At 71.2% G+C, this 12,074-nt stretch carries 6 protein-coding genes; 2 read left to right on the top strand and 4 right to left on the bottom strand.

Annotated elements, in window-relative coordinates:
- Position 1: 1 nt before the first annotated feature.
- Entirely contained in the window at positions 2-931 is a 930-nt protein-coding gene (locus ACIG0D_RS24920; protein WP_365765595.1) for a sugar ABC transporter permease, read from the bottom strand.
- A gap of 111 nt (positions 932-1,042) precedes the next feature.
- Positions 1,043-2,524 carry an N-acetylglucosamine/diacetylchitobiose ABC transporter substrate-binding protein gene (ngcE, locus tag ACIG0D_RS24915; protein WP_399804811.1) on the bottom strand — a complete coding sequence of 494 codons (1,482 nt, stop codon included), beginning with the start codon at positions 2,522-2,524 and terminating at the stop codon, positions 1,043-1,045.
- 388 nt (positions 2,525-2,912) lie between these two features.
- Between ngcE and ACIG0D_RS24910 the strand changes: the two genes are divergently transcribed.
- On the top strand, positions 2,913-6,737 hold the full coding sequence (locus ACIG0D_RS24910) for a GH92 family glycosyl hydrolase (protein WP_399804808.1): 3,825 nt from the start codon (positions 2,913-2,915) through the stop codon (positions 6,735-6,737).
- 70 nt (positions 6,738-6,807) lie between these two features.
- Here ACIG0D_RS24910 and ACIG0D_RS24905 read toward each other — a convergent pair whose 3' ends face one another.
- Positions 6,808-7,302 carry a hypothetical protein gene (locus ACIG0D_RS24905; protein WP_399804805.1) on the bottom strand — a complete coding sequence of 165 codons (495 nt, stop codon included), beginning with the start codon at positions 7,300-7,302 and terminating at the stop codon, positions 6,808-6,810.
- 317 nt (positions 7,303-7,619) lie between these two features.
- Here ACIG0D_RS24905 and ACIG0D_RS24900 point away from each other — a divergent pair, with 317 nt between their 5' ends.
- The gene (locus tag ACIG0D_RS24900) at positions 7,620-11,261 is read left to right on the top strand and encodes a BTAD domain-containing putative transcriptional regulator (protein ID WP_399804803.1); all 3,642 of its coding nucleotides are present in this window, start codon (positions 7,620-7,622) and stop codon (positions 11,259-11,261) included.
- A 214-nt stretch (positions 11,262-11,475) separates the two neighbouring features.
- Here the strand turns inward: ACIG0D_RS24900 and ACIG0D_RS24895 are convergent, their stop codons facing one another.
- On the bottom strand, positions 11,476-11,919 hold the full coding sequence (locus ACIG0D_RS24895) for a pyridoxamine 5'-phosphate oxidase family protein (RefSeq protein ID WP_399804800.1): 444 nt from the start codon (positions 11,917-11,919) through the stop codon (positions 11,476-11,478).
- Positions 11,920-12,074: the final 155 nt, after the last annotated feature.

The raw sequence follows: 12,074 nt of genomic DNA, 5'->3' as shown, positions 1-12,074 counted from the left end.
CTCAGAACTCGATGCGCTCGCGGCGGGTGGCGCGCAGCATGACCACCGACACGATCAGGGTCAACAGCAGCATGATCACGCCCATGGCGCAGGCGTAGCCGCTCTTGCCGTAGTAGAGGAAGTTGCGCATCATCACGGTCGCCATGACCTCGCTGTGGTGGTCGGGGCCGCCGCCGAACTCGCCGGAGGTCATGGTGGAGACGAGGATGAACATGTCCATCGCCGCGATGCCGAGATAGACCCAGGCCGTCTGCACGGAGTCCCACAGCAGCGGCAGGGTGATGCGGAAGAAGGACTGGGCGCGGCCGGCGCCGTCGATGAGCGCGGCCTCGTAGATGTCCCTAGGGATGGATTGCATGGCGGCGGAGAACAGCACCAGGTAGAAGCCCACGCCGTGCCAGACGACGACCAGGATCAGCGCCCAGAGGACGAAGTCCGGTTCGTTCAGCCACTCCACCGGCCGGTCGGCGTCGACCAGGCCGAGCTTGACCAGCGCGCCGTTCAGCATGCCGCCGCCGTCGCTGCGGTAGACCGCGCGGAACAGCACGGCGAGGATCGCCAGCGACAGCACCTGCGGGAAGAAGTAGACGACCTTGTAGAACCGGGACCCGGCGACTCCGGCCACCCCGCCGGCCCGGCCGCGGCCGCCCGCGTTGAGCATGAAGGCGAAGAACAGCGCGAGCAGAATGGTGATCACCGGGATGAACACCAGGAACAGGATGTTGTGCCAGATGGCTCCCATGAAGATGTCGTCCTGGAGCAGCGCCTTGTAGTTGTCCAGTCCGACAAAGCTGAAGGTCTGCGACTGGCCCTTCCAGTCGGTCAGCGAATAGCCGAACGTCTGGATGTACGGCCAGATGACGAAGATCAGATAAAGCGCCACGGGGACGAGGAGAAATCCCGCGACGAACCGGTACTGCCCCTTACGCATGAAACCTGCCCCACTGTCCCGACCCAAAGGGGCGCGGGGAACCGCGCGACCAGCCACGACGAACCGGCAGGCCGCAGATCACCGCACCCCTACGGGGCACCCGGAAAAGACCTATTCCCGCCGATTCTTCTTGGACGCCGGATCCTTCGCGGCCTTGTCCACCGCCGCCTGGGCCCGCTTCAGCCACTCCTTCGGCTGAATCCGCCGCGCCATCAGCTCGTTGGAGGCGTTCTGGATGGCGGTGTCCATCTCGCTGTACCACTCGGTGTAGAGGAACCGGAAGGTGTTGTCACCGGCCGCCTTGGACGCCTCGACAGTGGACTGCGTGCCCGGCCGCAGCCGCACGCTCGGGTCGACGCCGTCCTTGAGGATGGTCAGCGAGTTCGCCTCCTTGGCGAACAGGGTGGACCACTCGCGGGAGAGCATCATCCGCATGAACTCCTTGGCCGCGGGCAGGTTCTTGGCCTTGGCCGGGATGATGAAGGGCTCGCCGGAGCCGGCCCGGATCGCCTCGAACGGCATCACGCTGCCCTCCAGCGGCGGCATCGGCAGGAACTTCATGTCGAAGTCCGGCGGCGTCTGCTTCAGCTGCTCGTTCTCCAGCCAGGAGCCGGAGGTGATGAAGGCGGCCTTGTACTGGTTCCAGCGGGTCTGGGACTCGGTGTGGTCCAGGCCGTTCGTGCCGGGCATCAGATAGCCCTTCTCGACGACCTCGTAGACGGCCTCGACGGCGGCCTGCGCGGCGTCGGAGCCGACGAACGCCTTGGGGTCGAGGTTGTCGATCGCCTTCATGGCGTCCAGGCCGCCCTTCTTGGCGATCAGGTCCATGATGGCGACGTTGATGTAGTACGGGTACTTGCCCTGGTGGGCGAGGCCGCCGATGCCCTGGGACTTGGCGTCCTTGCAGATGGCGAGGAAGTCGTCCCAGGTCTTGGGCACCTCCCAGCCCTTCTCCTTGAAGAGCTTGCCGGAGTACCACAGGCCCCACACCGTGTAGATGTAGTTGAGGGCGACGACCTTGCCCTCCTGGAGGCCCGGGTCGAGGGTGCCGGGGATGACGGTGTCGCGGACCTTCTTCGACGGGTCGTCGACGCTGGGCGCGTCCAGGACCTCGGCGAGGTCGAGGAGCTGGCCGTTCTTGTAGAGGACGTCGATCTTGATCTTCTGGGCGCCGGAGTTGTCCACGATGTCCGGCGGGTTGCCGGCGTTGAAGCGCGGCTGGAGCTTTCCGGTGATCTCCTGGGTGCCGGTGTGGGTGGAGGTCACGCCCCACTTCTTCTGGAAGGACGCCTCCCAGGCCTTGGCGTAGTCGTCGCCGTAGCCGCCCTTGAAGATGACGACGTCGAGCTTGCTGCCCTTCTTGACGCCGAAGGGGTTGTCCTTGGACGTCTCGCCCTGGGTGTCGTCGTTCGATTCCCCGCCCCCGCCGCCGCTGGCGCAGGCGGACAGGAAACCCATGGCGGGTACGGAGACCAGTCCGAGCGCGGCGGACCGCTTGATCAGCGCGCGGCGGCCGACGCCGGCGGTTCCGGGGTGCGCGGAGGTGTTCTCGGCACCGTTCCCGGCGCCGTTCTCGGCGGAAGTGGATCCCATGCTCAAGTCCTCGCCTTCTTCCAGGACTCAGGCGGTGAACCGGATCCTCCCCGGCACCGCGGTGGGGTCAAGCAGGGTCGTTCAGGTCGTACAAGGAGTCGTGCACGGAGTCGTACAAGGAAGTGCGGATCGTGTGAATCGCCGACAGGTATAGTCCACTTCCCGCCAGGGGAGCAAGATCGAATGCAAGGTTCGCGGTTTGTCTTTTCCGAGTTGAGACCTCGCGGAAATATCCGCCGGCGGCGGCGCGCCCGCCGGAAAAATCCGGGTCGGCGTGCCCGAATGGCGCAGCCAACACCCTTGACAGCCTTGACCACTTGAGTCACTACTGATCCTTGCGCCGCGAAGGTGACAACGTTGTCCCAAGGTGCAGGGAGGGTGCTCAGGTATGCGACACGGATATCGGCACAGAGGCCGGCGCACAGGTCGGCACGGATGGAGTACGGCGGTCGTCTCGGCGACCGCCTTCGCTTTGGCCGTGGGTTCACCGGGCGTGGCGGTAGCCCTGCCCGCCGCGCCCGAGACGGCCGCCCGCTCGTTCGCCTCCTCCTTCGAGGCGGGGGACCCGGCACCCGACTGGCTGAACACCGCCGAGACCGCCCCGGACGGCACCCGGCGGGTCTCGGGCGTCGACGGCGGCTACCCCACCGGCCTCCCGGGCGAGGTCACCGAACGCGTCACCGAGGTGCGGGCCAGCGGGGAGAACAGCGGCGCGGGCGAGGTGAAGGAGAACCTCACCGACGGGGAACCGACCACCAAGTGGCTGGTTTTCGAGCCCACCGGCTGGGTCGAGTTCGACCTGGACGAGCCGGTGCGACTCGCGACGTACGCGCTCACCTCCGCCAACGACGCCGCCGAACGCGACCCGGCCGACTGGACCCTGAAGGGCTCCACGGACGGCAAGGACTGGAAGACCCTGGACACCCGCACCGGCGAGTCCTTCACCGGGCGTTTCCAGACGAAGACGTACGACCTGGCCGAACCCGCCGAGTTCCGGCACTTCCGGCTGGACATCACCGACAACCACGGCGCGGGTCTGCTCCAGCTCGCCGACGTGCGGTTCTCCACCGGCGGCTCCGCCGGACCGGTCCCCGAGGACATGCTGACCCTGGTCGACCGCGGCCCCAGCGGCTCCCCCACCGCCAAGGCGGGCGCCGGGTTCACCGGCAGGCACGCCCTGCGTTACGCCGGCCGGCACACCGCGGACGGGCGGGGCTACGCGTACAACAAGGTCGTCGACGTCGACGTGGCCGTCGACCGCGACACCCGGCTGGCCTACCGGGTGTTCCCGCAGATGGCCGACGGCGACCTCGACTACGCGGCCACGCACGTCTCCGTCGACCTGGCCTTCACGGACGGCACCTACCTCAGCGACCTGGGCGCCACCGACCAGCACGGCTTCCGGCTCTCCCCGCGGGGGCAGGGGGCGGCCGAGGTGCTCTACGTCAACCAGTGGAACAACGTGGTGGCGCGGATCGGTTCGGTGGCGGCCGGGAAGACCGTGGACCGGATCCTGGTGGCGTACGACGCGCCGAAGGGCCCGGCGCGGTTCCGCGGCTGGGTGGACGACGTGACCCTGGACGTCGCGCCGCCCGAGAAGCCCCGGGCGCATCTGTCGGACTACGCGGTCACCACGCGCGGCACCCACTCCAGCGGCGGCTTCTCGCGCGGCAACACCTTCCCGGCGACCGCCGTGCCGCACGGCTTCAACTTCTGGACGCCGGTCACCAACGCGTCCTCGCTGAGCTGGCTGTACGACTACGCGCGGGCGAACAACGCGGACAACCTGCCCATGCTGCAGGCGTTCAGCGCGAGCCACGAGCCGAGCCCGTGGATGGGCGACCGGCAGACCTTCCAGGTGATGCCGTCCGCGGCCGCCGGCACCCCCGACACCGGCCGCACGGCCCGCGCGCTGCCCTTCCGGCACGAGAACGAGACCGCCCGCCCGCACTACTACGGCGTACGGTTCGAGAACGGCCTCGAGGCCGAGATGACCCCGACGGACCACGCGGCGGTACTGCGCTTCACCTACCCCGGCGACGACGCGAGCGTGGTCTTCGACAACGTGACGGACCAGGCGGGCCTGACCCTCGACCCGGCCGCCGGCACGGTCACGGGCTACTCCGACGTGAAGTCGGGCCTGTCCACCGGCGCGACCCGCCTCTTCGTGTACGGCGTCTTCGACAAGCCGGTCACGGACGCCGCCTCCCGTGGCGGCAAGGGCTATCTGCGCTTCGACGCGGGCGCCGACCGCACGGTGACCCTGCGGCTGGCCACCTCCCTCATCAGCGTCGACCAGGCGAAGGACAACCTGCGCCAGGAGATCCCGGACGGCACGACCTTCGAGGAGGTGAAGGCACGCGCCCAGCGCCAGTGGGACCGGCTGCTCGGGAAGGTCGAGGTGGAGGGCGCCACCCCGGACCAGCTGACCACGCTCTACTCCAGCCTGTACCGCCTGTACCTGTACCCCAACTCCGGCCACGAGAAGGTCGGTTCGACGTACAAGTACGCCTCGCCCTTCTCCCCCATGCCGGGTCCCGACACGCCCACCCACACCGGCGCGAAGATCGTCGAGGGGAAGGTGTACGTCAACAACGGCTTCTGGGACACCTACCGGACGACCTGGCCGGCGTACGCGCTGCTGACCCCGTCCAAGGCGGGTGAGCTGGTCGACGGGTTCGTGCAGCACTACAAGGACGGCGGCTGGACCTCCCGCTGGTCCTCCCCCGGCTACGCCGACCTGATGACCGGCACCTCCTCGGACGTGGCCTTCGCCGACGCGTACGTCAAGGGCGTGGACTTCGACGCGGAGACCGCGTACGAGGCCGCCCTGAAGAACGCGACGGTGGTGCCGCCGTCCTCGGGCGTCGGCCGCAAGGGCATGGCCACCTCGCCGTTCCTCGGCTACACCTCCACCGACACCCACGAGGGCCTGTCCTGGGCGCTGGAGGGCTATCTCAACGACTACGGCATCGCCAGGATGGGCCGGGCGCTGTACCGGGAGACCGGCGAGCGCCGCTACCGGGAGGAGTCCGCGTACTTCCTCGACCGCGCCCGCGACTACGTCAGCCTCTTCGACGCGAAGGCCGGTTTCTTCCAGGGCCGGGACGCGAAGGGCGACTGGCGGGTGCCCTCCGAGTCGTACGACCCGCGCGTGTGGGGCCACGACTACACCGAGACCAACGGCTGGGGCTACGCCTTCACCGCCCCGCAGGACAGCCGGGGCCTGGCCAATCTGTACGGCGGCCGGGCGGGCCTCGCCGAGAAGCTGGACGAGTACTTCGCCACCCCGGAGACCGCGTCACCCGAGTTCGCGGGGTCGTACGGCGGGGTCATCCACGAGATGACGGAGGCGCGGGACGTCCGGATGGGCATGTACGGCCACTCCAACCAGGTGGCCCATCACGCGATCTACATGTACGACGCTGCGGGGCAGCCCTGGAAGACCCAGGAGAAGGTGCGGGAGGTGCTGTCCCGGCTCTACGTCGGCAGCGAGATCGGCCAGGGCTACCACGGCGACGAGGACAACGGCGAGCAGTCCGCCTGGTACCTCTTCTCGGCCCTCGGCTTCTATCCGCTGGTCATGGGCAGCGGCGAGTACGCCATCGGCTCACCGCTGTTCACCAAGGCGACGGTGCATCTGGAGAACGGCGCGGACCTGGTGGTCGAGGCGCCGCGCAACAGCGCGCGGAACGTCTACGTCCAGGGTGTGAGGGTCAACGGCCGTCCCTGGCACTCCACGGCGCTGCCCCACCGGCTGCTCGCCCGGGGCGGCGTGATCGAGTTCGACATGGGGCCGAGGCCGTCGGACTGGGGCACGGGCAGGCACGCGGCGCCCGTGTCGATCACGCAGGACGACGAGGTGCCGGTGCCGCGCGCGGACGTGGTGCGGGGCGACGGCCCGCTCTTCGACGACACCTCGGCGACCGAGGCGGCCGTCACGACGGTCGAACTCCCCGTCGAGGGCCGCGCCAAGGCCGTGCAGTACACCCTGACCTCCCCCGCCGACCGCGACCTCGCCCCGGCCTCCTGGACCCTCCAGGGCTCGGCCGACGGCACGACCTGGCGGACCCTGGACGAACGGGAGGCGGAGTCCTTCCGCTGGGACCGCCAGACCCGGGTGTTCTCCGTGACGTCACCGGGCCGGTACGCGCACTACCGGCTGGTGCTGGGTGAGGAGGGGGTGCTGGCGGAGGTGGAGCTGCTGGGCTGAGGAAGTGCCGTGGTCCCTGACGGCCCGTCGGCGGCGGCCCGAAGGGCGGGTGCGGAAGGTGACTTCCGGCTCATCTGCCCGCCGGGCCGGCGCCGCGGGCCGCGCGGCCCAGGGTCTGCAGGGCCAGGGCGCGGGCCGGGACGTCGGGGAGGCGGCGGGCGGCGCACTCCAGGAGGAGGGTCGCGACGGTGAGCCGCATACGGGACGCCGGGACCGCGGGGCCGGACGGGTGACTGCGGTGGGGCGGGGCGGACTGGGTGATCGGGAACAGGGTGCGGGCCCAGTCAAGGAGGGACCGGCGGGCCCGGTCCGCGTCCGGGTGACCGGTCGCCGCCAGCGCGTGCGGCAGCTCGCCGGCCAGATCGGCCAGGATCACCTCGCGGTGGGCGCCCAGGAGGGCCACATGGGGCTCGGGCGGTGCGGGCCGGGGCCCCGCGGTCCCGCCCTCCCGCGTCGCCCACGGGGGCGCCACCGTGGTCAGGCCTTCGTGCAGTGCGACCACGAAGGCGCGGCGGATGAGTTCCGTGGAGTCCTCGAAGGCGCCCACGGGCGCGGACCTGCTCACGTCTGTTCTCCCTTGGTCGCGTACGCGGGCCATCGCGTGTTGCGTCGGAACACGCGGGTCGGTGTCAACGTGTCATTCGGCCACCCGAGCCCCGACCGTAACCGCGCCGCTTCCCCTTTCGACCATGCTCCGATCACGCCCGGATCTCCGCGTCCGCCGTGCGTGCGATGGGTTCGGAGTTACCCGGCGGTGAACAGGGCCCTGGGGCCCGGCCGACCGACCGGATGGTGGCCGTAATACGTCGGTCACCCCCCTACTTCCGCGTGAGATAGCCGACATTCGGGCTGGGGGTCTGACCTGCGCGTTAATGTGACGTCATGCGATTCGGGGTGCTGGGCCCACTGGAAGTACGCACGGTGACGGGGAGGCCGGTTCGTGTCCCAGAGGTCAAGGTCCGGACTCTGTTGGCCTGTCTGATCGCCGACCACGGGCGGGTGGTTCCCACCTCCCGTCTGATCGAGGCACTGTGGGCGGGCACGCCACCGGCCAACCCGACGGCGTCGTTACAGGCGAAGGTCTCCCAGCTGCGGCGCGTCCTGGAGGACGCCGAGGAGGGGGCCCGCGACCTGGTCGAATACCGCGCTCCCGGCTATCTGCTGCGCGTCGCACCGGACACCGTCGACGTGGGGCGGTTCCGGGCCCTGGTGGCGCACTCCCGCACCCTCCAGGAGCCGCGGGCCAGGGCGGCGGCCCTCGCGGACGCGCTGGCGCTGTGGCGGGGGCCGGTGTTCGCGGACTTCGCCGACGAACCCTTCGTCCGGACGACCGTCGCCGGACTGGAGGAGGAACGGCTGACCGCGATCGAGGAGCACATGGAGGCGCGCCTCGACCTCGGTGAACACGGCGTGCTGGTCGGCGAGTTGACGGCCCTGGTGGCCGCCCACCCGCTGCGCGAACGGCTGCGCATGGCGCATATGCGCGCGCTCTACCAGGTGGGACGGTCGTCGGAGGCGCTCGACAGCTACACCGATCTGCGCCGCCATCTCGCCGAGGAGCTGGGACTGGCGCCCGGGCAGGCCATCAACGGACTGCAACAGGCGATTCTGCGCCAGGATCCGGCGCTCGACGGCGCCGCCGCCCCGCCGGAGCGCGGTTCCTCGGCACGGGCCCGCACCAACCTGCCCGACGTCACGCACGAGCTGGTCGGGCGGGAGGAGGCCGTGGCCGAGGCCCAGCGGCTGCTCGACCGGCACCGGCTGGTCACACTGACCGGCCCGGGCGGCGTCGGCAAGACCCGGCTCGCCGTCGCGGCGGCGGCCGGGCTCGTCGGGGAGTTCGCGGACGGGGTCTGGCTGGTGGAACTCACCGGGCTCGGGCCCGACGACCGGTCCGACGGGCTGTCGTGCCTGTCCCAGCAGGTGCTGGAGGCGCTCGACGTCCGCGACAGCTCCGACGTCACCGAGGCCGGCATCAGCGACGGCTGCCGCTCGGACCGGCGGCTGGAGGAGTACGCCGCGTCCCGCAGGATGCTGCTCGTCCTGGACAACTGCGAGCACGTCGTCGACGACGTCGCGATGCTGGCACGTCGGCTCATGGAACAGGCGCCCGGGGTAAGGATCCTGGCGACGAGTCAGGAGCCGCTGCGGGTCCAGGGCGAGACGGTGTGGCCCGTACCGCCGCTGGAACTGCCGGACTCCACCGACCCGGACGCGCTGCGGGAGTCGAGCGCCGTACGGCTGTTCGTCGAGCGGGCCCGCTCCGCCGACCCCTCGTTCGTCGTGGACGCCCGCACGGCGCCCGCCATCGCCGCGGTCTGCCGCCGCCTCGACGGGATCCCGCTGGCGCTGGAGCTGGCCGCCACCCGGGTCAGGGCGCTCGGCATCCACCAGTTGCTGGAACGGCTCGACGACCGGTTCCGGGTGCTGAACTCCGGCTACCGGGGCGCCCCGCACCGCCAGCAGACCCTCCAGGCCACCATCGAGTGGAGCTGGAGCCTGCTCACGCCGGAGGAGCAGACCGTGCTGCGCCGGCTGTCCGTGCACGTCGACGGGTGCACGCTGGACGCCGCGGAGCAGGTGTGCGCCGGCGGCGAGGTGTCCGCCGACGACGTCGTCGACATCCTGGCCCGGCTGGTGGACCGGTCACTGGTGGTGCGCAACGACGCCGCGGCCGGCGCCCGTTACCAGTTGCTGGAGTCGGTGTGGGCGTACGCGCAGGCCCGGCTGACCGAGTCGGGAGAGGCGGCCGACGTCGCCCGGCGGCACGCCCTCCACTACGTCGCGCTGGCCGAGCGCGCCCGTACCCGCCTGGACGGCCCCGAGCAGCACCGCTGGCTGCAGCGGCTGTCGGCGGAGAGCGGCAACTTCCGGCGGAGCCTCCAGGAACTGCGCGCGTCCCGGTCGGCGGAGCCCGCCCTGCGGCTGGTGAACGCGCTGGCCTGGTTCTGGATCCTGATGGGCCGGCTCAACGACGCGCACCGGTCCCTGTCGTCGGCCCTGGAGCTGGCGGCGCTCCCGCCCGGCCCCGGGCCGGCGACCGGGGAGCCGTCGGACGCCGAGGCACCGCGGGAGTCGTCGCTCGGCCCGGTGGCGGCCGAGGCCGCGACCTGGTGCCAGGGCATCCGGCTGCTGCTCGGCCAGATCAACCCGGAGCAGCACTGCCGGGTGCCCGGCCAGGAAGCCCCCGTGGTCCGCTCGGTGGGGCTCGCCCGCGCCAAGTGGTTCGTCGGGCACGCGCTGTGGGACGTGGGCGCGCTCGCGCCGGCCGAGCGGCAGGTCAACGAGGCGCTGGCCGACTTCCGGGCGCTGCGCGACGCGTGGGGCGTGGCGGCGGCGCTCAGCAGCCGGGCCGCGTTGGCGATGACCCGGGGCGACCTGGACAGTCTGCACGACGACGCGCTGGAGGCGCGCGCCCAGTTCGTCCAGCTCGGTGACGCCTGGGGAGAGTTGAAGGCGGCGCAGGCGCTGGCCGTGCACGCCGAGATCGTCGCCGCGTACGAGCGGGCGGCGCAGCTGCACCGGGAGGGGCTGCGGATGGCGGAGTCCCTGGAGCTGTGGCCGGAGGCGTCACGGCAGTTGTCGGGGCTCGGCCGGATCGCGCTGCTGTCCGGGCGGTACGAGGAGGCGGACGAGTTCCACCGGCGGGCGATGCGGCTGGCCGGCGAGCAGGGCAACCGGCCCGCCGAGCAGATGGCCGAGCTGGGGCTCGCGCTGGGCGCACGGCGCCGCGGCGACCTGGACGCGGCGGAGGGCCACCTGTGGCCGTGGCTGGCGTGGAACCGCAGCCGCGGCGCGAACAACGGGCTCGCCCTGATCCTGGCCGAGCTGGGGTTCTGCGCGGAGCTGCGGGGCGACGCGGAGGAGGCCCTGGCGCGGCACCGCGACGGGCTGACCGCCGCGGTGGCGTCCGAGGACCCGCGGGCCGTGGCCCTCGCCCTGGAGGGCCTGGCCGGCGCCCACGCGCTGGCGGGCCGCCCGGCCCGCGCGGCCCGGCTGCTCGGTACGGCGGAGGCGACCCGGGAGCGCTCCGGCGCGCCGCTGCCCCCGGCCGAACAGACCGACGTACGGCGCGTGTCGGCCCGCGCCCGCGAGGCTCTCGGCGCGCACACCTTCGCGGCCGAGCGCGCGGCGGGGCGCGCAATGGACCACCTGGAGGCGGCGGAGCGCGAGCTGAGCGAGGACTCCGGGCACGCGGGGGCGCCGGTCGGGACCGGCGGGCTCTCCGAGGGGGCGCTTGCCGGTGGGGTGCCGGAGGGGGCCGCCGGAGTCTCCGGGGGAACGCGAGCCGAGGAGACGGCGGACGAGACCGGCGAGGGCTCCGAGGGGGCGCCGGCCGAGGGGGCGGGCGAGGTCTCGGAGCAGGCCTCCGACGGCTCGCCGGCCGAGGAGGCGTGGGACAGGTCCGGTGGGGCCCGGTCGTTGCGGCGGGGTCCGCGTCCGCAGCGGTGGCGGAGCCAGGGGCCGACCACGAGGAACCTGGACGGCGAGGGCTATCGGCCCGGGCGGGACATCCCGGCGTAGAGCGTGTGGGGTCCGGCACGGACACCCGGCCGTACAACACATGGGGTCCGGCACGGACACCCGGGCGTAAGGCACATGGGGTCCGGCAACGGACGAACGCCCCGGTGTGCGGTGCGTGCCGGGAGGAGCGGGTGCGGGCCCGGCCCGGGGTCGGGAACCGGTTCGCCGACCGACCGGTTCCCTGTCCCGGGCCGGGCCCGTGCCGCCGTACGGCTCAGCGGTGTGACTCGTCCGTCCAGATGCGGCTGCTCAGGTCCGATCCCCGCAGCACCTGGACGCGCCAGGGGTCGATCCGCAGTACGTGGTACTTCGGGTCGGCCGGGCCCAGGTGCCAGAAGTTGCGCGGGTTGTAACCGACGCCGGCCGGGCTGCCCTTGACGTACAGGTCCCACGCGTACTTCTTGGTCTCCGGGTCGTCGACCCAGGTGGAGACGCTGTCGATGAAGACGGCGTTCTGCCGGGGGTTCCAGTACGAGTACGTGGTGTGGGGGTTGTTCGCCAGGTGTGCCACCTTGACCGGGGTCTTGTAGGCGGCGAGCCAGCCGACCGGTTTACCGTCCACCGTTTCCCAGATGGGCAGCAGAACACGCGCCCGGGGACGCGCCTTCTTGTCGACGGTGATCATCGTGCAGTACACGATGTCCTGAATGTAGGTCATGAAGGCGCTCTCGATTTCAGAGAACGAACTCACCTTCACAGCAGCCATCACGGCACCTCGGAAAATTAATCGCAGAAACCGGGTGAATTCTCACCCGTTGATCTCAGCGTGCCCTATGGGTCGCCCCGGGTGAAGAAGGCACTTTGAAGTCACCG

The organism is Streptomyces sp. NPDC052773, assembly GCF_044547145.1.
Taxonomy (GTDB): domain Bacteria; phylum Actinomycetota; class Actinomycetes; order Streptomycetales; family Streptomycetaceae; genus Streptomyces.
Note: the sequence above shows the minus strand (reverse complement) of the source record. Positions and strands in the feature narration are given on the sequence as shown.

Bases quoted from the DNA above. Each gene is read 5' to 3' on its own strand.
- ACIG0D_RS24920 (WP_365765595.1), bottom strand. From the start codon at position 931: ATGCGTAAGGGGCAGTACCGGTTCGTCGCGGGATTTCTCCTCGTCCCC.
- ngcE (WP_399804811.1), bottom strand. From the start codon at position 2,524: ATGGGATCCACTTCCGCCGAGAACGGCGCCGGGAACGGTGCCGAGAAC.
- ACIG0D_RS24910 (WP_399804808.1), top strand. From the start codon at position 2,913: ATGCGACACGGATATCGGCACAGAGGCCGGCGCACAGGTCGGCACGGA.
- ACIG0D_RS24900 (WP_399804803.1), top strand. From the start codon at position 7,620: ATGCGATTCGGGGTGCTGGGCCCACTGGAAGTACGCACGGTGACGGGG.
- ACIG0D_RS24895 (WP_399804800.1), bottom strand. From the start codon at position 11,919: ATGACCTACATTCAGGACATCGTGTACTGCACGATGATCACCGTCGAC.